Annotated in this window: 22 protein-coding genes; 15 read left to right on the forward strand and 7 right to left on the reverse strand. The window is 40.5% G+C overall.

Features of this window, described 5'->3' with window-relative positions:
- The first annotated feature begins 182 nt into the window (after positions 1-182).
- From malK to MHB41_RS14515, 7 genes are all read left to right on the forward strand, one after another.
- Positions 183-1,781, forward strand: a complete 1,599-nt coding sequence (gene malK, locus MHB41_RS14485) for a malate sensor histidine kinase MalK (protein ID WP_024425933.1) — start codon at positions 183-185, stop codon at positions 1,779-1,781.
- Complete coding sequence (locus MHB41_RS14490; protein ID WP_024423307.1) at positions 1,774-2,481, forward strand: response regulator; 708 nt, start codon at positions 1,774-1,776, stop codon at positions 2,479-2,481. Before malK ends, MHB41_RS14490 begins: the two co-directional genes overlap by 8 nt.
- 394 nt (positions 2,482-2,875) lie before the next feature.
- The gene (locus tag MHB41_RS14495; protein WP_061110015.1) at positions 2,876-3,958 is read left to right on the forward strand and encodes a BMP family protein; all 1,083 of its coding nucleotides are present in this window, start codon (positions 2,876-2,878) and stop codon (positions 3,956-3,958) included.
- 159 nt (positions 3,959-4,117) lie between these two features.
- Complete coding sequence (locus MHB41_RS14500) at positions 4,118-5,653, forward strand: ABC transporter ATP-binding protein (RefSeq protein WP_046313354.1); 1,536 nt, start codon at positions 4,118-4,120, stop codon at positions 5,651-5,653.
- Positions 5,646-6,692: an ABC transporter permease gene (locus MHB41_RS14505; RefSeq protein ID WP_061110016.1), complete on the forward strand. Its 1,047-nt coding sequence runs from the start codon at positions 5,646-5,648 to the stop codon at positions 6,690-6,692. Before MHB41_RS14500 ends, MHB41_RS14505 begins: the two co-directional genes overlap by 8 nt.
- A complete protein-coding gene (locus tag MHB41_RS14510) occupies positions 6,693-7,652 on the forward strand; it encodes an ABC transporter permease (protein WP_024423311.1) in 960 nt (319 codons plus the stop codon). It begins immediately after the preceding gene.
- A gap of 176 nt (positions 7,653-7,828) precedes the next feature.
- Entirely contained in the window at positions 7,829-9,166 is a 1,338-nt protein-coding gene (locus MHB41_RS14515; protein WP_046313348.1) for a 2-hydroxycarboxylate transporter family protein, read from the forward strand.
- Positions 9,167-9,240: 74 nt separating this feature from the next.
- Here MHB41_RS14515 and MHB41_RS14520 read toward each other — a convergent pair whose 3' ends face one another.
- Positions 9,241-9,450: a hypothetical protein gene (locus tag MHB41_RS14520; protein WP_024423313.1), complete on the reverse strand. Its 210-nt coding sequence runs from the start codon at positions 9,448-9,450 to the stop codon at positions 9,241-9,243.
- A 218-nt stretch (positions 9,451-9,668) separates the two neighbouring features.
- On the opposite strand from MHB41_RS14520, the gene MHB41_RS14525 reads away from it, so the two are divergent.
- From MHB41_RS14525 to mnhG, 7 genes are read left to right on the forward strand one after another with little or no spacing between them, the layout of a single operon-like run.
- On the forward strand, positions 9,669-12,074 hold the full coding sequence (locus MHB41_RS14525; RefSeq protein WP_034282561.1) for a Na+/H+ antiporter subunit A: 2,406 nt from the start codon (positions 9,669-9,671) through the stop codon (positions 12,072-12,074).
- On the forward strand, positions 12,071-12,502 hold the full coding sequence (locus MHB41_RS14530; RefSeq protein WP_024423315.1) for a Na(+)/H(+) antiporter subunit B: 432 nt from the start codon (positions 12,071-12,073) through the stop codon (positions 12,500-12,502). The genes MHB41_RS14525 and MHB41_RS14530 overlap by 4 nt, the downstream gene beginning before the upstream one ends.
- On the forward strand, positions 12,502-12,843 hold the full coding sequence (locus MHB41_RS14535) for a Na(+)/H(+) antiporter subunit C (RefSeq protein ID WP_024423316.1): 342 nt from the start codon (positions 12,502-12,504) through the stop codon (positions 12,841-12,843). Before MHB41_RS14530 ends, MHB41_RS14535 begins: the two co-directional genes overlap by 1 nt.
- Entirely contained in the window at positions 12,836-14,314 is a 1,479-nt protein-coding gene (locus tag MHB41_RS14540; protein WP_024425940.1) for a Na+/H+ antiporter subunit D, read from the forward strand. Before MHB41_RS14535 ends, MHB41_RS14540 begins: the two co-directional genes overlap by 8 nt.
- Before the next feature lie 6 nt (positions 14,315-14,320).
- Positions 14,321-14,800 carry a Na+/H+ antiporter subunit E gene (locus tag MHB41_RS14545; protein WP_024425941.1) on the forward strand — a complete coding sequence of 160 codons (480 nt, stop codon included), beginning with the start codon at positions 14,321-14,323 and terminating at the stop codon, positions 14,798-14,800.
- Positions 14,800-15,081, forward strand: coding sequence for a Na(+)/H(+) antiporter subunit F1 (locus MHB41_RS14550; RefSeq protein WP_024425942.1), 282 nt, complete (start codon positions 14,800-14,802; stop codon positions 15,079-15,081). The genes MHB41_RS14545 and MHB41_RS14550 overlap by 1 nt, the downstream gene beginning before the upstream one ends.
- The gene (gene mnhG / locus MHB41_RS14555; RefSeq protein WP_024423320.1) at positions 15,065-15,439 is read left to right on the forward strand and encodes a monovalent cation/H(+) antiporter subunit G; all 375 of its coding nucleotides are present in this window, start codon (positions 15,065-15,067) and stop codon (positions 15,437-15,439) included. Before MHB41_RS14550 ends, mnhG begins: the two co-directional genes overlap by 17 nt.
- Before the next feature lie 92 nt (positions 15,440-15,531).
- Here mnhG and MHB41_RS14560 read toward each other — a convergent pair whose 3' ends face one another.
- From MHB41_RS14560 to degQ, 6 genes are all read right to left on the reverse strand, one after another.
- Entirely contained in the window at positions 15,532-15,921 is a 390-nt protein-coding gene (locus MHB41_RS14560) for a hotdog fold thioesterase (RefSeq protein ID WP_061110017.1), read from the reverse strand.
- A 23-nt stretch (positions 15,922-15,944) separates the two neighbouring features.
- On the reverse strand, positions 15,945-16,586 hold the full coding sequence (locus MHB41_RS14565; protein WP_034282566.1) for a response regulator transcription factor: 642 nt from the start codon (positions 16,584-16,586) through the stop codon (positions 15,945-15,947).
- Positions 16,587-16,666: 80 nt separating this feature from the next.
- Complete coding sequence (locus tag MHB41_RS14570; RefSeq protein WP_061110018.1) at positions 16,667-18,979, reverse strand: ATP-binding protein; 2,313 nt, start codon at positions 18,977-18,979, stop codon at positions 16,667-16,669.
- A gap of 53 nt (positions 18,980-19,032) precedes the next feature.
- Positions 19,033-19,203: a competence pheromone ComX gene (gene comX, locus MHB41_RS14575; RefSeq protein WP_073207246.1), complete on the reverse strand. Its 171-nt coding sequence runs from the start codon at positions 19,201-19,203 to the stop codon at positions 19,033-19,035.
- Positions 19,200-20,114, reverse strand: coding sequence for a polyprenyl synthetase family protein (locus MHB41_RS14580; RefSeq protein WP_034282569.1), 915 nt, complete (start codon positions 20,112-20,114; stop codon positions 19,200-19,202). The genes comX and MHB41_RS14580 overlap by 4 nt, the downstream gene beginning before the upstream one ends.
- Positions 20,115-20,265: 151 nt before the next feature.
- Entirely contained in the window at positions 20,266-20,406 is a 141-nt protein-coding gene (degQ, locus tag MHB41_RS14585; protein ID WP_003213123.1) for a degradation enzyme regulation protein DegQ, read from the reverse strand.
- Positions 20,407-20,911: 505 nt separating this feature from the next.
- Here degQ and MHB41_RS14590 point away from each other — a divergent pair.
- Positions 20,912-21,268 (forward strand): hypothetical protein, encoded by a 357-nt coding sequence (locus MHB41_RS14590; RefSeq protein WP_061110019.1) that lies wholly within the window; start codon positions 20,912-20,914, stop codon positions 21,266-21,268.
- Positions 21,269-21,300 lie beyond the last annotated feature (32 nt).

Consider the following 21,300-nt stretch of genomic DNA (forward strand, 5'->3'; position numbering starts at 1 on the left):
AGATCCTTTCTCATAAGCTCACATTTATTATGGCTCACTTAAAACGGATTGACAAGATGCTTTCAAAGTAAACTGACAGCAAAATCAAATTTATGATTTTGCACGTACATTCCTTCACAAACTTACATTTTCCCGTTAAAGTATTACTGTTACGAAAAAAATCGTGCGTTAGGGGTATACTCGTGAAAAAAACTTTAAGACTGCAAACACGGCTGACGATCTTTGTGTGTATCGTTGTCCTGATCTCCCTTTGTATCACATTCTTTACGATATGGTCGGAAACAGCCAAGAACATCCATCAGCAGGAACGTGACATTGCTCTCTCTACTGCCAAAATGGTCGCAGAGGCACCGATCACCGCACAATCATTAGAAAATCATTCATATTCCGCATTACGAAAATATACAACAAGTGTTCAGCAAATCACCAAAACCGAATTCGTTGTCGTCATGGATATGAACGGTATCCGCAAAACACACCCGAATCCGCAGAAGATTGGAAAGCGGTTTGCCGGCGGTGATGAAAAAGCAGCATTACAGGGAAAAGAACATATTAGTACGGCTTCTGGAACACTCGGCAGATCCATGCGTGCTTTTGTTCCTGTTTATGATCAAAATGGAAAGCAGCTTGGGGCTGTGGCCGTCGGGATTACGTTAAAGGAAATTGACTTGATTATTCATCAAAGCTTACTTCCACTCTACTTCGTCACATCACTCAGCCTTCTATCTGGCATCATTGGAGCACTCATTGTGGCAAGAAAAGTGAAGAAGATTATGTTTGGACTTGAGCCGGATGAGATCGCCACATTGTTAAAAGAACGAAGTGCCATGCTAGAATCAACAAAAGAAGGGATTCTTGCCGTCGATCAGCACGGTAAAATCAAACTGGCCAATGCAGAGGCAAAACGGCTCTTTCATAATATGGGCATTATGGTTGATCCTAGAGAACAAGATGTTCAAACTCTCCTCCCTTCAAGCGGCTTAAAACAGGTCATTGAAACACGCAAGCCGCTGCTTGATCGTGACGTGAGAATGAATGGACTGGAGCTCGTCTTTAATGAAGTACCAATTACGGTAAAAGGTGAAATTGTCGGAGCCATCGCCACCTTCCGTGACAAAACAGAAGTGAAACATCTGGCTGAACAGCTTAGCGGGGTCAAAATGTATGCGAATGCGCTCCGTGCCCAGTCACATGAATTTATGAACAAGCTGCATGTCATTTTAGGATTGGTTCAGCTCAAAAACTACGATGATCTTGGCACCTATATCAAAGATATTGCGATCTATCAGCAAACGGAAACAAATGAAATCATCAACCATGTGAAAAACTCTGTTTTAGCAGGATTTTTACTAGGAAAACAAAGCTATATCAGGGAACAAGGCGCTGCCTTGGAAGTTATTTGCAGCACACAAGTGCCAAATACGGAGGACCCGGCAGTGACGCATGATCTCATTACCGTGATTGGCAACTTGTTAAATAACGCACTCGATGCTGTTTCACATACTGACACGAAAAACATCTCGATCTCCTTCAGATACGTCCATGAGCAGCTTCACATTGAAATCACGGACACAGGTGTTGGTCTCACGAAAGAAGAACAAGACATCATGTTTGATCAAGGCTTTTCAACTAAAGGAGAAGACCGAGGGTTCGGACTCTACTTCGTTGACCAAAGCATCAAGAAATTGAACGGACATATGATTGTCACGAGTGAAAAAGGAGAAGGAACGACCTTTAGTCTCCGCATTCCATATAAACAAAAGGAGGATTCACATGATTAATGTGTTAATAGTAGAAGATGATCCAATGGTTGGGGAGCTGAACAAACGCTACCTGACCCAAATCGACGGCTTTGAGTTAAAGGGGATTGCCACCTCCTTTCAGCAGGCACTTGAAGTGTTAAAAACAGAAGTCATACACCTCGTCCTGCTCGATATTTATATGCCTGGTCAAAATGGACTGGCATTACTAACAGAAATTCGCCAGCAAAATCATGCCGTTGATGTCATTGTCATTTCGGCTGCAAATGAAGTCGATGTTGTACAGCAAACGATGCGAAACGGAGCAGTTGATTATTTAATTAAGCCTTTTGAGTTCGAACGATTCCAATCAGCACTGGCAGAGTACAAACGGAAACACGCCTTGTATCAATCCATGAACAGCATTTCGCAAAATGATTTAGATGCGAAGCTTTTTCATAAAAAAGCAGAGGCGGAAAAAGTCCTCTTGCCAAAAGGACTGACCAAAAGCACACTTAAACTCATCTGGACAAGCATTCAATCATTTGGCCAGCAGGCTTTCACAACTGAAGACCTAGCCAATCATACAGAAATCTCTCAAGTCTCCATTAGAAAATACTTGAAGTTCCTTGAGGATATCGAAGTGGTGGATGTTGAAATGGCATATGGGACAATTGGACGTCCTGTTTTCCAATATAAACTGAACACGAGCAATATGAATTTGATTCAGCAATATCTTTAAAATACTACATCTGACCTTTCACAAAGGCCAGATGTTTTTTTATGGCATACGATGTAACAAACCCCTTGATATCAGTAGTTCTGCTGTAGCGGAGCACATCACAAAAGCGGCATTATATCATATTTCAGCAGATAAAAAGACATCAAATAAAGCCATTTAACATTTTTTTAAAAATAAAACAAATTTCTATTTATTTATTCGATCGGAAATGATAAATTATGATTGATTAGTTCAACGAGATATAAGTCTGATGTCTTACATCTTCTCTCCTGCCCTCCATAAGTTTCATGAGAAAGCAGGATAAAATACCCTCTTCAGAAGGGTGAGAAGAGATAGAACGGTCTTTTTTCGCGAGACTTTTCTGAAACTTTTAAATTTTATAGGGGGTTATGTTTTGAAGAAGCGGAAAATTGGACTAGCATTGTCCTTAGTCGTAGCAGCAGGAACCATCCTTGGAGCATGCGGCAACTCTGGCTCAAACAGCGGTGAAAGCAAAAAAGATAAAGATCAATTCACTGTTGCAATGGTAACTGATGTCGGTGGTGTCGATGACAAATCGTTTAACCAATCAGCTTGGGAAGGTTTACAAGCATTTGGGAAAGACAACAATCTAAAAAAAGGTAAAAACGGCTTTGATTATCTACTGTCCAAAACCGATGCGGATTATCCAACAAATTTAAATACACTTGTTAGGCAAAAATTTAACCTCATTTATGGTATCGGTTATAAAATGGAGAGCGCCATTTCAAAAATAGCCGATCAACGTAACAAAAACCACTTTGCTATCGTTGATGCAGTCGTGAAAAAAGACAATGTAGCAAGCATTATGTTTAACGAAAACGAAGGATCATTCCTTGTGGGTGTTGCGGCTGCTCTTACAACAAAATCGAACAAAATTGGTTTTGTTGGCGGAGTTGATTCTGAATTAGTCAGAAAATTCGAAGTTGGTTTCCGCGCAGGCGTTGAAGCAACTAATCCGAAAGCAAAAGTTGAAGTCAAATATGCTGGAGCATTCGATAAGGCTGACATCGGAAAAGCAACAGCTGAAAGTATGTACAAATCCGGCGTCGACATCATCTATCATGCTGCTGGGGGCACTGGAAATGGCGTCTTCACAGAAGCAACTAATTTAAAAAAGGCAGATCCAAATCGAAATGTCTGGGTCATCGGTGTTGATAAAGATCAGTATGACGAAGGAAAAGTATCTGGAACAAAACAAAGTGTCACCCTTACCTCTATGATTAAGAAAGTTGACACAGCAGTACAAGACTTAACAACGAAAGCAAAAGAAGGTAAATTCCCTGGCGGTGAAGTGATCACATACGGTCTGAAAGAAGGCGGCGTTGACATCTCTCCATCTCAGGACAACCTTAATAAAGATGTATTAAAGAAAATTGAAGAATGGAAACAAAAAATCATCAAGGGAGAAGTGAAAATCCCTGCAACACGTGATGAACTAAAAGATTTTAAAGCTTAATTTGAGCAGCGGGATAAGCGCACCTTATCCCCTTGCCTCTCCTTTACCTCCTCTTTATTTGTAAAAGGTGGTAAAAGAAAAGCTGCAGCCTCGTTTTGCAGCTTTTCTTTTGCTAGTTTTTATCTTCATCAGCACCCTAAAAAAGGAGCGGTTAAACCTGTGGATTATGTCATTGAAATGTTGAATATACGCAAAGAATTCCCTGGCATTGTAGCAAACGACAACATTACGCTGCAGCTAAAAAAGGGCGAAATTCATGCGCTGCTTGGTGAAAACGGCGCTGGAAAATCAACGCTCATGAACGTGCTTTTCGGACTGTACCAGCCTGAAAAAGGTGAAATCAAGGTACACGGAAAACCTGTGACCATCTCTAGTCCAAATGATGCTAGTGATTTAGGCATCGGAATGGTGCATCAGCACTTTATGCTGGTCGATACCTTCACTGTCGCTGAAAACATCATTTTAGGTAAAGAGCCCAAGAAGTTTGGAAAGATTGACAAAGAACAAGCCATACAGCAAGTACAAGAGCTTTCTGACCGCTATGGTTTGAAAATAGATCCTGCCGCAAAAGTATCTGACATCTCTGTCGGCATGCAGCAGCGTGCAGAAATCTTAAAAACACTTTACCGCGGCGCTGACATTTTGATCTTCGACGAACCAACGGCCGTTTTAACACCTCAAGAAATCAAAGAACTCATACAAATTATGAAAAACTTAATCAATGAAGGCAAATCCATTATTTTAATCACCCATAAGCTGAAAGAAATTATGGATGCCTGTCATCGCGTGACCATTATCCGAAAAGGCCAAGGCATTCGTACACTTGATGTGGCAAGCACCAATAAAGACGAACTTGCAAGCCTCATGGTTGGCCGTGAAGTGTCATTTAAAACAGATAAAAAAGCTGCTTCTCCAGCTGAGGAAGTTCTTCAAATTCAAGACCTCACAGTAAAAGACGCCAGAGGAATTGAAGCGGTCAAACAGTTGAACCTCTCAGTGAAGGCTGGCGAAATTGTCGGAATTGCTGGGGTAGATGGCAATGGCCAGTCTGAATTAATTGAAGCCATTACCGGTCTAAAAAAATCAGAATCTGGCACAATCATGCTAAACGGGAAAGCCATTCAAAATCTCCCGCCTCGTAAAGTGACCGAATCTGGGATTGGACATATTCCTCAGGATCGTCATAAACATGGACTTGTACTCGATTTTTCAATTGGAGAAAACATTTCCTTACAAACGTATTATCAGCGTCCTTATTCAAAATTCGGCTTATTGAATATGAAAAATATTTATCAAAAAGCAAAACGAATCATTGCGGAATATGACGTCAGAACACCGAGTGAATATACAGAAGCGCGCGCTCTGTCAGGCGGTAACCAGCAAAAAGCCATTATCGGCCGTGAAGTTGACCGCAATCCTGATTTATTAATTGCCGCTCAGCCGACACGAGGACTTGATGTTGGTGCGATTGAATTTGTTCATAAACGTCTAATTGAGCAAAGAGACACAGGTAAAGCTGTTTTGCTCATCTCCTTTGAGCTTGATGAAATTATCAATGTCAGTGATAAGATCGCTGTTATTTTCGAAGGCAGCATTGTCGCCATTGTTGATCCAAAAGAAACAACAGAGCAAGAGCTTGGTCTATTAATGGCTGGAAGTACGCAACAGGAAGTGGGGAAAGAAGCAAATGTCTAATCGCTTAACAAATCTGCTGATTCCGCTTATAGCCATTGTACTTGGTCTTTTGGTTGGGGCCATTATTATGCTGGCAAGCGGTTATAGTGTCATCGAAGGCTATAGCGCCCTTTGGAATGGCGTTTTCGGTGAAACTTATTATATGGGAGAAACCATCAGGCAAGTGACACCTTATATATTATCAGGTCTTGCTGTTGCCTTTGCATTTCGGACAGGCCTGTTTAATATCGGTGTAGAAGGTCAAATGCTTGTTGGCTGGGTAGCTGCTGTATGGATTGGAACAACTGTCCATGCACCTCTATATATTCATCTGCCGCTTGCACTCATCACCGCAGCTGCTGCTGGTGCATTATGGGGCTTTATTCCTGGTTTTTTAAAAGCTCGTTTTTATGTTCATGAAGTAATTGTCACCATTATGATGAACTATATTGCCCTTCATGTGACAAATTTTATTATTACAAATGTTCTTACAGATCATAAAGATAAAACAGATAATATCAAATCCACAGCCTCTTTGCACTCTGACTTCTTTGAAAAAATAACGGATTTTTCAAGCATGCATAACGGCATTATTGTAGCCATTATATCTGCCGTTATTATGTGGATCATTATTCAAAAAACTTCTAAAGGTTTTGAATTGCGAGCTGTTGGTATGAATCAACACGCCTCCCATTATGCAGGAATGAATGTGAGAAAAAATATTATATATTCAATGCTAATTTCTGGTGCTTTTGCAGGTTTAGCAGGGGCAATGGAGGGATTAGGAACCTTCGAATATGCTTCAATAAAAGATGCCTTCACAGGCGTAGGTTTTGATGGAATTGCCGTCGCTTTATTAGGTGGAAATACGGCTGTTGGTGTTGTCCTTGCTGCATTATTGCTTGGTGGATTGAAGGTCGGTGCATTAAATATGCCGCTTGAATCAGGCGTACCGACTGAGGTTGTTGATATTGTCATTGCGATCATCATTCTTTTCGTCGCCTCAAGCTATATTATCCGTCTTGTGATTCAACAAATGAAGAAAAAGGGGGGAAAATAAGTGGGATTTCTGCAAATACTTGAAATCATCGTCCCAGCTACACTTGTTTATGCTGCACCACTTATTTTAACCGCTCTTGGAGGCGTCTTTTCAGAAAGATCAGGTGTTGTCAATATCGGTCTTGAAGGGTTGATGGTCGTCGGAGCATTTTCCAGTATTATCTTTAACTTATTTTTTGCTGATACGTTTGGAGCCTTGACCCCGTGGCTTGGGCTTCTCGTCGGAATGGCCGTTGGCGGTTTGTTCTCACTGATTCATGCAGTGGCGACCATTACCTTCCGAGCTGATCAAACGGTCAGTGGTGTGGCGATTAACATGCTGGCACTTGGCGCAACATTGTTTGTCGTCAAACTGATTTATGGGAAAGCACAAACTGATAAAATTACAGAGCCTTTCTATAAAGGAGATATCCCCCTTTTAAGTGACATTCCGATCATTGGTGATATTTTCTTTAAAGATGTTTATTATACGTCTATACTCGCCTTAGCTCTTGCGGTTGTTGCTTGGTTTGTTTTATTTAAAATGCCGTTTGGTCTTCGTCTTCGTGCAGTCGGAGAGCACCCAATGGCAGCTGATACAATGGGTATCAAAGTGTATCGGATGCGTTATATCGCTGTTTTCATTAGTGGACTGTTTGGCGGTCTTGGCGGAGCTGTTTATGCCTCAACGATCGCGCTTGATTTCTCACATGCCACCATTACTGGACAAGGCTTCATCGCACTAGCTGCGCTTGTATTCGGTAAATGGCATCCATTTGGCGCAATGGGCGCCGCTTTATTCTTTGGATTTGCTCAAAGTTTAAGCATCATTGGCTCTCTCCTGCCGCTGTTCCAAGATATACCGAATGTGTATATGCTCATAGCACCATATGTGCTCACCATTTTAGCACTTACTGGCTTCATCGGACGTGCCGATGCACCGAAAGCACTTGGTACGCCTTATCTAAAAGGAAAACGATAAATACGATGTATGATCAATCCCCTGAAGGACAAACTACCTTCAGGGGATTTTTGTATGATAAAAAACTCAAAAACCCCTGTTTATTTTACTTTTATTACACTTATTTTAGTTTAATAAATAGAAGAGTGTCATTGAATCTTCTACAATTGAGACAAATAGCATTTGGGGGTGTTTATGTGGCTAATGCACAACAATTGAAATCGATTACAGACGATTCTGACAATAATAAAAGCGTTTTCCGTAAGATCATGTCTTGGAAAATTGGTGTTATTGATCTACCTGTGTATTTAGTACTTGCAGCGATTATTTTAACTGCCGCTTATTTTAATAAAATTCCAGCAAATATGCTTGGTGGTTTCGCTGTTATTATGATTTTGGGGATTTTCCTTGGAGATGTAGGACAACGTATTCCAATCTTAAAAGATATTGGTGGACCGGCGATTCTTTCTTTATTCGTACCATCGTTCCTGGTCTTTTTTAATGTTCTGAATCCGAACTCATTGGAAGCGGTTACGTCTCTTATGAAAACGTCGAACTTCCTTTACTTCTATATTTCTGCTCTTGTAGTAGGTAGTATTCTTGGGATGCAGCGAACTGTTTTAGTACAAGGCCTTATTCGTATGTTTGTTCCTCTAGTTGCAGGTACAATTGCAGCTGTGAGTGCTGGTATCCTTGTTGGCCTTTTAGTTGGTTACACACCGCATCATTCATTCTTCTTTATTATTGTACCGATTATTGCCGGTGGTGTTGGTGAAGGGATTTTGCCATTATCTATCGCTTATTCACAAATTCTTGATGTGTCAGCAGAGTCATTAATTTCTCAATTAATTCCTGCAGCTGTCATTGGGAACGTCATTGCCATTATCTGTGCTGGCGCAATGAAGAAGCTTGGTGAGAAACGTCCTGAACTAAACGGAAATGGCCGTCTTGTGAAATCAAAAGAAGCAAACGAAATATTTGAACAGCCAGATCTGGATGCAAAAGTTGATTTCGGGTTAATGGGTGCTGGTGTACTCGTTGCTTGTACAACCTTCATCTTTGGTGGTTTGTTAGAAAGCTTTGTTCATATTCCAGGTCCAATCTTGATGATTGTTCTTGCCGCTTTAATCAAATACTTAAACGTGATGCCTCAGCATCTTCAAAATGGCTCACAGCAGTTCTACAAGTTTGTATCAAGAAGCTTTACATGGCCGCTAATGGTTGGTCTTGGTATTCTGTACATTCCACTTGATGATGTAGCAACTGTCATCTCCATTCCATTCGTATGCGTATGTATCGCTGTTGTACTCGCAATGGTTGGTTCTGGTTACTTCGTTGGAAAACTAATGAACATGTATCCAGTAGAATCAGCTATTGTCACTGGCTGTCACAGCGGACTTGGCGGTACTGGTGACGTTGCCATTCTTTCAGCTTCTGGAAGAATGGGTCTTATGCCTTTCGCACAAGTATCTACACGACTTGGCGGAGCAGCAACAGTCATCTGTGCAACGATCTTACTCAGAATGTTTAGTTAAACATTCACACATAAAAAGCATGGGCTCTCACATGGACCCATGCTTTTTTTATATTTCTTTTCTCCTATAGGATCTTATTCATCAGCTAATACAATTCGTAAATATTCCCTGGGCTGAAAAGGATACAGCTTGGTTTCTTGATAGCTCATGTGAAGAAGATGCTCAGAAAACAGCGGCCATTCACTCCCGGCCTGCCACCTTTTTTGATCATTTCGGTCGATCAAGAATGCTCCTCCTAAAATCGTGCAGAATAGGCTTAAGCTGATGGCGATCTTTCGTTTCATTTGATCAGCTCCTTTAAGAAAAGCATGTACGAAAAACAAAACAATATACAATGAGTATCATTTTTGATAAAATTATTTTGTGGTCAAAAGAACCTAAAACAAATACAGTTTGCTTGAAATCGTTTCAAACCAATGCACTATGGCTGTATTTACGCTATAATTTTAATTACCAGTTCTTTAGAACGTGAATTTATATTGATCAAAGGAGGTTCATTTTCTTGCAGCTTATTCACTTCGCCATCCTATCACCTTTTTTACTCGCTTTTGTTGTACCTTTCCTTTACAAATATGTGAGACGTATACATACAGGATGGTTTGTTCTCATCTTGCCGATTCTTTTATTTACCTATTTCATCCAAATGTTACACATCACTTCGAATGGACGAACGCTTTTCTCACAGGCTGAATGGATTCCATCTTTAGGGATGAATTTCACTGTGTATGTCGATGGTCTCAGCCTGTTATTTGCTTTATTAATTACAGGTATCGGCTCACTAGTGGTGCTGTACAGTATTTTCTACTTATCAAAGGAAAAAGAACAGCTTGGCTCTTTCTACACGTATTTGCTCATGTTTATGACCGCGATGCTGGGTGTCGTTCTTTCTGACAACATGGTCGTTCTATACTTGTTTTGGGAGTTAACGAGTATCTCTTCCTTCCTCTTAATTGGGTATTGGTATAAGCGGGACCGCTCTAGGTATGGAGCAACGAAATCACTGCTTATTACTGTTTTTGGCGGATTAGCTATGCTTGGCGGCTTCATCCTCATTTACCTGATTACTGATTCATTCAGTATTCGTGAAGCAGTGAATCAGCTTCAGCTCATTATGGCATCACCTTACTTTATCCCTGCCATGATCCTAATCTTACTAGGTGCCTTTACGAAATCAGCGCAGTTCCCATTCTATATCTGGCTGCCTGATGCAATGGAAGCACCGACCCCTGTGAGCAGTTATCTGCATTCTGCTACGATGGTGAAAGCCGGTATTTATCTTGTTGCCCGCTTCAGTCCAATCTTTGCTATATCAGAGGTATGGTTCTGGACCATTTCCATCGTGGGACTTGTCACATTATTCTGGGGATCATTCCACGCCGTCCGGCAAAACGATTTGAAAGCCATTCTGGCCTATTCGACAGTGAGTCAGCTCGGCATGATTATGCTCATGCTTGGTGTCGGCGCAGCTGCGATTCATGAAAACAATCCTGCCTTTTTTGGTGCAGCGGTTCTTGCAGCTATTTTTCACCTCATTAACCATGCTACGTTTAAAGGCAGTCTCTTTATGGCAGCTGGTATTATCGATCATGAAACAGGAACTCGTGACATTCGGAAATTAGGCGGATTAATGACGATCATGCCGATTACCTTCACCATTACGTTAATCGGTACATTTTCAATGGCCGGATTACCGCCATTTAACGGTTTCTTAAGTAAAGAGCTATTTTTCACAAGTATGATACGGATTTCCGATATCAGCTTTACGGACGTTTCAACATGGGGTGCCATCTTCCCAGCACTCGCTTGGCTCGCTAGTGTCTTTACGTTCATTTATAGTATGATGCTCCTCTTTAAAACTTTTAGAGGCCGTCTGAATATAGACCAATTGGAGAAAAAACCGCATGAAGCACCGATCGGCATGCTCATTCCGCCCATCATTCTAGCTGCACTTGTGGTCACCTTCTTCTTTTTCCCTAATATTCTTGCCTATTCTGTCATTGAACCCGCAATTGCGGCGATCATTCCTGAAGCGATTGAAACAGGAAGCCGGTTTTCTGTGAAAATTGAAGCATGGCATGGCTTCCAGCCAGAACTCTATATGACAATAGGTGTTGTTGTACTCGGCACAATCGGCTACTTGACGCTTTCAAAATGGCGTCCAATATACAACATCTTTAAGGAAAAATGGTCATTTAACGCTTTATACGACCGCTCTCTTATCGGTTTGGAAAAAGGTTCATACCGCCTGACAAACAGTTATATGACTGGTTTTCTTCGTGACTATCTTGTCTATGTGTTTGGGTTCATGATTATCGTCATTGGCGGCGTGATGTTTTATCAGCAGGCCTTTTCATTTCAAACAGATCAGGCTGCCTCAATTGGCACGTATGAGGTGATTCTTTCACTTGTGATGGTGGCGGCGACGATTGCCACAGTATTCGCAAGCTCACGATTAACAGCTATTATTGCTCTAGGTGTCATGGGCTACACGCTGTCACTATTCTTCGTGATTTTCAGAGCACCTGACCTTGCGCTGACGCAGTTGATTATTGAAACGATTTCAGTCGCACTGTTTTTGCTTTGCTTCTATCATTTGCCGAAGCTGAGCTTAAAGCAAAAAACGAGAAGATTCAAAATGACCAATTTCATCATTTCTTTAGGTGTTGGGGTTGTTGTCACTTGTCTAGCCTTCGCTTCCACAAGTCAGCAGTCACTTGACACCATCTCAACTTACTTTATTGAAAACAGCTACAAACTTGCTGGCGGTGACAATATTGTCAATGTCATTCTTGTAGATTTCAGGGGCTTTGATACCCTTTTTGAAATTACCGTGCTCGCCATTGCGGCACTTGGTATTTATGGGTTATTAAAAACACAAGTAAAACGGAAGAGAGGTGTGCGGCGATGAGAAAGATTGATACGAATGATATGCTTTTGCAAGTCACAACAAAAATCACAGCATTCATCATCTTGCTTTTCTCCCTTCACCTATTTCTTGCAGGACATAACAATCCTGGCGGCGGATTCATTGGCGGCCTGATGAGTGCTGCGGCTGTCGTTCTTCTGCTTTTAGCCTATGATCTGAAAACAGTAAGACGCATTTTGCCATTTGACTTTATTTATGTAACTGGAGCCGGTTTGCTCGTTGCGATCCTGACAGGTATGGGATCCTTTCTATTCGGTGCACCTTTTCTATCCCATGCATTTGATTATTTCCAATTACCGTTTTTAGGAAAAACAGAACTAGCGACAGCCGTCCTGTTTGATATCGGTGTGTATTTGGTTGTTGTCGGTGTCACCATGACCATTATTCAAATGATTGGAGAGAAGGAATAATGGAATTTCTAATGTCTATTATCGTCGGAATTATTTTTATGGCGGCGACCTATTTGATGCTGTCAAAGAGCCTTCTGCGGGTCATCGTCGGTACTGCTGTTTTGAGTCACGGCGTCCACTTGCTTCTTTTAACAATGGGCGGTTTAAAAAAAGGAGCGCCTCCCGTTCTAAAAGAGGGGCTCACATCCTATGTAGATCCATTACCACAAGCATTAATTTTAACAGCCATTGTCATTGCTTTTGGTGTGACATCCTTATTACTTGTCATGGCCTTCCGTGCCTTCCAAGAGCTGCGAACAGATGACATGGATCAAATGAGAGGAAATGATCAGCATGAATAATCTCGTGATCCTGCCTATTTTAATTCCATTACTAGCTGCTACACTGTTGATCTTTATGAATAAAAACATCATGCTGTCAAGAGTCTTTAGTGTTTTGGCATCTCTTTCAGCCATTATATGTAATGCATATTTGGTTCAAACGATTTTCACAAATGGGATACAAACCCTTTATTTGGGCGGCTGGAAAGCGCCATTTGGGATTGCCCTTGTGGCCGATCAATTTGCTGCACTCCTTGTACTGACCGCTTCCGTTGTCGGGCTTGTGACAGTCCTCTTCTCCTTTCAAACGATTGGGAAAGAAAGAGAGCGTCTCTTCTATTATTCTGGCGTACAGTTTTTGTTAGCTGGCGTGAGCGGAGCCTTTTTAACGGGAGATATTTTCAACCTGTTTGTATTCTTTGAATTACTGCTGATGGCATCTTATATGCTTATTGTATTAGGCGGATCAAAGCCTCAGCTTCGTGAATCACTCAAATATATTGTGTTTAATATCATCTCGTCGGCATTATTTATTGTCGGAGTCGCCTGTTTATATGCAGTGACGGGTACGCTCAATATGGCTGATTTAAGTGTGAAAATAGCTGAATCAGGGCAAACAGGGCTAATCACTGTTATTTCCATCCTGTTCCTCATTGTATTCGGCTTAAAAGCTGGGATCTTCCCGCTTTATTTCTGGCTGCCAGGATCGTATCACGCGCCGCCAGCAGCGATTTCAGCTCTATTTGGGGCTTTGCTGACAAAGGTTGGCTTATATGCGATTGCCAGAGTCTTTACATTAATTTTTATACACGATACAGGCTTCACCCATACACTCATGGCGTGGCTTGCCGCACTGACGGTGATATTCGGTGTGATAGGCTCGATCGCCTATTCTGATGTGCAGAAGATCGTGATTTATAACATTGTCACAGCTGTTGGGGTCATTTTGTTTGGATTTGCAGCCAACACACCTGCATCACTCCAAGGTGCCATTTATTATCTCATTCACGACATGGTGATCAAAGGAGCTTTATTTATGCTGGCAGGTGCCCTCTTTGTGTATGCTGGTACAAATCAACTGAAAAAAATGGGCGGACTGATTCAATCCCAGCCTCTATTAGGATGGATGTTCTTCATATCGGCTTTATCGCTTGCAGGAATTCCGCCGCTGAGCGGCTTTGTTGGAAAACTAAAAATTGTGGAAGGTGGATTTTCTGCTGGACACATGACGTTTTCTATCCTGGTCTTACTGTCCAGTCTTCTTGTCCTCTACTCTATTATGAAGATTTTCATGTCCGCATTTTGGGGCGAGGAACAGGATATGCGAAGAAGAAAGCCGTCAATTAAAGGAATGGTGTACCCTGGCGTACTGCTTGTCGTCTTATCGCTTGCCATTGGGTTAGGGACAGAGTTCATTGCCCCTTATATCAATCAAGCAGCGGAAATGCTCTCTACACCAGAAAAATATATTCAAGCTGTGCTGAAGGAGTAGATGAACATGGCCTTTCAAATATTACTAAACGCACTCCTCGCCTTTACATGGATGTTTATGAATGATACATACAGAGCCGCAGACTTTGTATCAGGTTTTGCATTAGGGATGATCGCCATTTTTATGCTGCGCCGATTTTTCCCGCAGCGTTTTTACGGCTATGCCCTTTATGCGATTTTCAAGCTGATCATCATTTTTATTCGCGAGCTGCTTCTTGCCAATTTAAGTGTATTAAAGACCGTATTATCTCCAAAGCTCACGATTAAGCCCGGTATTTTCGCCTTTCGTACGGACTTGAAAACAGATTGGGAAATCACCATACTGGCAAATATGATTACATTGACACCAGGTACACTAGTGATTGATATTTCCGATGATCGGTCCATTTTATACATTCATGCAATGGATATTGAAGATGCTGAAAAAGCCATTCACGATATCCGGGTTTCATTTGAAAAAGCGATTCAGGAGGTGAGCGGTAAGTAATGGAACTCATTTTGCAAATGTCACTTGGCATTCTTGCGCTGTCTACTTTGCTTTTTGTGATACGAGTGATCAAAGGTCCCTCTATTCCTGATCGCGTGAGTGCACTTGATGCGATAGGAATCAATTTAATTGGGATGACAGCCATCGTTTCAATTTTACTGAAAACCACTGCTTTCTTTGAGATTATTTTACTGCTCGGCATCCTTGCCTTTATCGGTACTGTCGCTTTTTCCAAATTCCTTGAGAAAGGGGAAGTGATTGAAAATGATCGTCATCGCTAAAGCCATCGTGATTTTCTTTATCCTGCTAGGCGCTATCCTCTGTTTGATTTCAGCCATTGGTGTCCTTCGCCTGCCGGATGTTTACACACGTATGCATGCTGCATCAAAAGCATCGACCCTTGGCGTTGTTCTGATTTTAGTAGGTGTGTTTTTTCACGAATGGTTTCTTGCAGGCGTTATTTCTGCAAAAATCCTTCTCGGGATCGTATTCATCTTCCTGACAGCACCAGTCGGCGCGCACTTGATCGGAAGAGCCGCGTACAATACTGGTGTTAAGCTCGACAAGCGCAGTGTCCAAGATGATTATGGCGGTTTCCGTAACTTTGTGATTAAGCGAAAAGAAGATTCTTATTTATAAAAAGCAAAAAAGAATGGCCTGCCATGTTGGGCCATTCTTTTTTTATCGCGCAACAGCATACAAAAAAAGCTTCCGCTGCACCGGGAGCTTTTTTATATGCGATCAATGACAGCAAGTGTGCATCTTGACGTACAGATGTGCCGGTCTCGATCATCTTTTATATCGATTTGAAATACCATTGTACGCCGTCCTACATGTACTGGAACAGCTGTCGCTGTCACCACTCCATCGCGTACAGATTTTAAATGATTGGCATTGATTTCAATACCTGAGCAAAATTGCTGCGTTAAGTCCAAATGAGCAGCAGCCCCCATGCTCGCCACTGTTTCTGCTAGAGCAGCAGATGCTCCTCCGTGCAGCAGTCCAAATGGCTGTTTTGTTCTGTGATCGACTGGCATTGTTGCAACGCATCGTGATTTATTGCACTCTACAATCTCAATGCCTAGTGCCTCAAGCAGTGTATTTGATCCGCTCACATCCATTAAGGCCCTCTCCCTTCACACGTTTACAGCACACTTTCAGACTTGGCAATTAACACCGCTTCTGTACGAGATCCAACATTCAGTTTATTAAAGATGGATGTCAAACTGTACTCAATTGACCGTTTACTCAAATGAAGCACATCGGCAATCTCCTGGTTCGTGTATCCTTTTTCCACTTCTCTAAGGATCAAACACTCCCGTTCGGTTAAGAGCTCGTGATCAGTCTGCTGCGCCTGTTCTGGCTTTTCTTGCTGCTGTGAAATTAATTTCTTTAAATAGGACAGCTGAATGACAACTTCCCCTTGCAATGTGCGGTGTATGTATTCAATAATTTTGTCTTTCGTCTCTGTTTTGCTAATTGCACCGTGTAATCCAGCCCGAATAGCCTCTTCAAAATAATCATCTACTTCATACCCTGTATAAATGATAATTTTCACTTGATGATTGGTTTCTAAAATTTGTTTCGCAATGTCCATTCCATTGATATCCCCGAGATTTAAATCCATTAAAATCACATCATAGATGGAAAAGTCATGCGTCTTTAAAAAGGCGGCTTCTGCATCAGGACTTAAACAATCGACTGATAGCTGCTGGTCTGATTCTAATATGCTTTTTGTCCCTTCCATGACAGCCGGATGATCATCAATGACCAATATCTTCTTCATGTCTTCCTCCCTTTAAATCACTCACTTCCATTTTATATAAAAGACTTGGCTGATGCCAAGTCTTAATCCTTAATAAATCGTTACAATTCCATTTCAATTTTCACCTTGAGCCCTTTTTCCGGGGCTGTGTGAATTTGAAGCTTTCCATTTAACGCTTTCACTCTTTCTCTAATTCCCGACAGACCCATGCTCATTGTGTGCTGATCAAGATGACTGGCATCAAAACCGACTCCATCATCCTCATAGTGAAGAACAACCTGATCTTTAATACAAATCAGCATCACTAACACTTGAGTGGCTTTTGAGTGCTTCAGGGCGTTGGATAACAGCTCCTGAACAATTCGGTAAATATTCAGCTGTGAATCAATATCAATGTCCAATTCTTTATCAAAGCGTGTCGTATTCAGCCTAATATGAAACGGTGCTTCCTCCTGGATTTGAGAAGTCAGCTTCGATATCGCCTTTACTAAACCTAAATCATACAGCAGCTGCGGCCGAAGCTCATGACACGTTTCTCTCGTCGTTTGAATCACTTTGGACATTTGATCATTCCATGAGATAAGCGAATTTTCAATAGATGTCGGGCATTGGTTGTTTTGGAAATTCGTTAAAAACATCTCCGACTGCCTTTTTAGTGATATCAAGTCCTGCAGCACGGAATCATGAAGATCTCTCGCTAAATCTGAACGCTGCTTTTCTTCCATAGCAAACATGATTTTCTTCAACCATGCAGGATTGGCCTCGCGCTGTTTCAAATCGTCAAGGTGCTCCATCAATTCTTCGATCTTGACGACATTTTCTAAACTGACACTTGTATAAAAGGCCAATGTTTTCAGCCATGAGATTTCATCGCGGGTCAATTTCGGTGTCTGTATATTGGATAAGCAGCAAATCATAAACGACTGACCGCCCCGCTCGCCAATTTTCATCATAAACCCTTTATCAAGCTCGATGATTTTACCAACTTCACCTAAAATATCTTGAAATTGATCCACGTATTCTTTCCATAGCTTACTATCATTTGTTGACTCATCAATTTCAATAATTTGTCCATCAGCCTTCACCTCAAGCACAAAGGCTTTATTCACAACTAGCACTTCTAAAATGGTGTATTTCAAATGATACAGCACTTGATGAAGTGATGACGCCTCACGAATAAGCTGTGTAAATTTAAACACGCTGTCTTGGTAATTATACTTTTCTGAAAAACGCTTCAGACGGAAGCGGAAATCTAGAATTTCTTTGAAATAGAATACAGCCAGCATGAGTGTATAGGTGATTAATGCGAGCTTCAGTGTGTACTTCAAATCTTCTGGCTTTTGCAGAATGTAAAACGTGACAACAACAAAAACGGTCGGTGTAATGGCAAGAAACCCATAGTATTTCAGTCTGCTTATCAAAAAATCCATATTGTAAAGCTTGTTCGTCATAAATTGATACACGAGTGAAAAAGGAATGAGCAAGACAAAAGAAGTTAAGAAAAAGGGATCTACCACATAAATACGAAACAAAACATATGGAATTGCAAACAAAAAGATAAATGGACAAAATGCTATGATGTTTATCATGACAAAAAACTTTAAAACAGACCCCTGCTCTGTCTCTTTATATTTCCGCATTCCATTGATAATCACTTTGAATGACATGATAATAGAAGCGAAAAAGAATAAAAGATTTAAACTTGGCATGTATCTGGCTAACGCCGAATCAATTGGAACAAATAACTCTATTACTAGATTAATTATAGGAAGACTATATAAAAAGCGAATCGTTTTTTGAGTCGTAATATGCAGGTCAAACTCTTTGAAATATTGATAAATGAAGTGAATATAAAAGATAAATACACTTGATAAACAAAATACGATCACATAATGGCTAAATCTCTCACCAATACCTGAAGTACCTGCACTAAGATATCCGATACAAATCGTTAATAAAAATACAACTAAAAGAAATGCTGATTTTCGTTGAGCCTCTTTGTTAATTCGAATGATAAAGAAGATACAAAATAAACAAATTGAATACAGGATGAGAGGAATTATATAGACAAATAAACTCTCTTGGCCAATCAATGTCTTATTTTTTAGGGTGATCATTTGGTTGCCTCTTTGAATATCAATTCTTTGCACATTCCTAAGCTCACCATTGATCAAATGATCTTTGTTGTTAGCAGGTTCCCCATTGATTTTAAGTATAATATCTCCTTCTTCTAATCCTGATGTGTAGGCTAAAGAAAGATATTCAACTTTGACAACTTCTGCTTGACCGTTCTTGTTCTCCGCTACACGTGCTCCATTAAAAATATCAAATACATAAATATATGAAACATAGATCACAAATAAAAAAGACAGAAAAACCAAAAAAGCAGATAGTTTCGTATAAGTTATCTTCATGTATAAAACATCCTTAACTGGAGAACTTTTAAATCATTTTTAAATGAATAGTATCATTTATAGTACCATATATAATCTGCAGACATTTGCCCTTTTTTAATCCCCTGAATGATTGCTTGCATGGTTTGCTCATCTGTGTGAATTAAACTTGCATTCCCTAAGTCCAATTCATTCACAACACCAGGATTTTTGACTAAATATGCAATAACATTTTGAATGTTCAATCATTGCCCTCCTTTGTCATAAATGCATATAATTGTTCCTTCTTCGTTTTAGGTAAATCAAGTTGTTCAATTCCTCGCTTCATTTTTAACAGCATAATCTCTCTCATCGATACCATGTACTGAGTCAAACCAGCTTCAAGTAACTTCTGCTTCAATTGAAACGACTTTTGCTCTGACTCATCCAGCCGCTTAGAAAAGAAGGAAAGAAGCTCTTGACTGGCATCGTTAAAACGTCTTTGTAAATAACTGAATGCCAGCGTTTGTTTTTTTTGAAAATCTCCGTTTGATTTTGAAAATAACGCAAAAAAATCGTTACTGATCTGTTCAGCAACACCATAATATATCGAATAAGATTCCACAGTAGCGTTTATTTTTCCTGTCGCTAAATAAACACCCAGTACGCTAGAAAGAGCTGTTAAAGATCCTGATTTTTTCCTTAAAACCTCTACACACTCTTCTTCTGTTCCATGCAAATGTCGCAAATCCTCATGCTGACCTTCCATTGACATTTTGATGAAATGGAACAGTTTCTCTACTAGTTGAGAATTATTTTCACATATTGACGTGATGAATTGAATACTCACCGTATACAAATACGTAGAAGCATTGATGGCCACTCCTTGGTCGACGTTCATCCAAGGATACGAATCATTGTCCTGATCTTCAATATCATCTAATATATCGGCAGCTAAGATGAGAAGTTCAATCCCTGCTGCCAGTTTTGTAATCGCTTGCTTGTCTTGTCCGTCAAATGCCTCATAATGCTGATAAGCTAATTGACCAAGAGGAAATTCTTTTTTTCTATCTGTAAATTTCAAAAGCAGCTTTTGTAAATCATTCTGCCTGACTGCATGTTGAATAAAATCAGACATATTCTGCTTGATTTTTGTATTCTCTAGATAGTTTAGCATACTCGATCTTGTACCTCACCCTTCCGCCTTTTATTTTACTAAAAAGACATGAGCAAATGTCCACTGACATCACTATTTAACAATTATATAATAATATATCCTTTTTTTGTATGTATTTGGATAAAAAAAAGACTTGATGATTATCAAGTCTTTAAGAAATTTTCACATATTCATATTTGTCGTATTGATCAATGCTTTTGTTAATGTTATGAAGAGAAGCCGTTGTTTCTCTGATTTCGTTTTCAAGTTTCCATAATAATTGTTTAAGTTCTTCGATTTCATACTTTTCCATCGATTCCACTCTCCTTTTTTGGAAGATCAATGTATTTGTGTATGGTGATTGGGTCATAAGTATTTGATCTGTTACTAACAGTGTAAATGTAATTGAGTATTTTTTCACCGAAAAGTATACACAAAACGTGTGCGCGATACCGCAAAATTCAATAGGTCTTTTTTCATCATTTTCTGACTTTTCAAATCATACTTTTATCTCAATTTCAAAGGAATTGCGTCATTTTTGCGACAGGAATAAGCATCATTCGTCACACTTCTCTCCCGATAGAACGTACGATCCCCTCTGTATCTTCGGTTTTGCGTGTCATAGGTCAGACGACAGATGCTATTGTGGACACCGCAATTTTTTGGCGACATTCACCGAAATTGACCGCAAAAGTACCTATTTTTATGCTGGAATTACAAAGATAGAAAGATCATTTTGATTCTTTATTCTGATTTTCTACATACATTTAGAACAGATATCCGTCCAATTTCACGTCAATGAGAGAAGAGGTGACCATGTGTTTTACTATGTTCCTTATCCTGCTTTGCAGGTTCCCGCAATGAGCCGCGCATACCCGCCGCGCACGCCAATGACTTTTCCTCCAGTAGATGCCCACTCATTTCAACGAGCCGCAAAAGAATCAGCCCGCCTCGTTGCTGATGCTTCACTCATTACACAGCAAATTTCAAGCTCCCTTCTGTTTGCGCAGCGCATCATGGAGGCTGCTGAGCGCTCTGATTCAACAAGTGTCGTCCGAATGCTGAAGCAAATCGGTGTGAAAAGCGGCATTGATATCCGCTTTAGTCCAGAAGGGATTCGAATCTACTTGTCTCTTGCCTCCAGCAGACTTTTCCTTCTTTTAAAGTGGGCATGACAAAGAAAAAGCCGCTCTCACGCGAGCGGCTT

This window comes from Bacillus sp. FSL H7-0578 (assembly GCF_038630855.1).
Taxonomy (GTDB): Bacteria; Bacillota; Bacilli; order Bacillales; family Bacillaceae; genus Bacillus; species Bacillus safensis.

What these genes read in the sequence shown, in the direction of transcription:
- MHB41_RS14505 (WP_061110016.1), top strand. Translation starts at nt 5,646, where the DNA reads ATGTCTAATCGCTTAACAAATCTGCTGATTCCGCTTATAGCCATTGTA.
- MHB41_RS14535 (WP_024423316.1), top strand. Translation starts at nt 12,502, where the DNA reads ATGGAATTTCTAATGTCTATTATCGTCGGAATTATTTTTATGGCGGCG.
- MHB41_RS14490 (WP_024423307.1), top strand. Translation starts at nt 1,774, where the DNA reads ATGATTAATGTGTTAATAGTAGAAGATGATCCAATGGTTGGGGAGCTG.
- MHB41_RS14565 (WP_034282566.1), bottom strand. Translation starts at nt 16,586, where the DNA reads ATGAAGAAGATATTGGTCATTGATGATCATCCGGCTGTCATGGAAGGG.
- MHB41_RS14570 (WP_061110018.1), bottom strand. Translation starts at nt 18,979, where the DNA reads ATGAAGATAACTTATACGAAACTATCTGCTTTTTTGGTTTTTCTGTCT.
- MHB41_RS14550 (WP_024425942.1), top strand. Translation starts at nt 14,800, where the DNA reads ATGGAACTCATTTTGCAAATGTCACTTGGCATTCTTGCGCTGTCTACT.
- MHB41_RS14580 (WP_034282569.1), bottom strand. Translation starts at nt 20,114, where the DNA reads ATGCTAAACTATCTAGAGAATACAAAAATCAAGCAGAATATGTCTGAT.
- MHB41_RS14540 (WP_024425940.1), top strand. Translation starts at nt 12,836, where the DNA reads ATGAATAATCTCGTGATCCTGCCTATTTTAATTCCATTACTAGCTGCT.
- degQ (WP_003213123.1), bottom strand. Translation starts at nt 20,406, where the DNA reads ATGGAAAAGTATGAAATCGAAGAACTTAAACAATTATTATGGAAACTT.
- MHB41_RS14560 (WP_061110017.1), bottom strand. Translation starts at nt 15,921, where the DNA reads ATGGATGTGAGCGGATCAAATACACTGCTTGAGGCACTAGGCATTGAG.
- MHB41_RS14545 (WP_024425941.1), top strand. Translation starts at nt 14,321, where the DNA reads ATGGCCTTTCAAATATTACTAAACGCACTCCTCGCCTTTACATGGATG.
- MHB41_RS14530 (WP_024423315.1), top strand. Translation starts at nt 12,071, where the DNA reads ATGAGAAAGATTGATACGAATGATATGCTTTTGCAAGTCACAACAAAA.
- mnhG (WP_024423320.1), top strand. Translation starts at nt 15,065, where the DNA reads ATGATCGTCATCGCTAAAGCCATCGTGATTTTCTTTATCCTGCTAGGC.
- MHB41_RS14520 (WP_024423313.1), bottom strand. Translation starts at nt 9,450, where the DNA reads ATGAAACGAAAGATCGCCATCAGCTTAAGCCTATTCTGCACGATTTTA.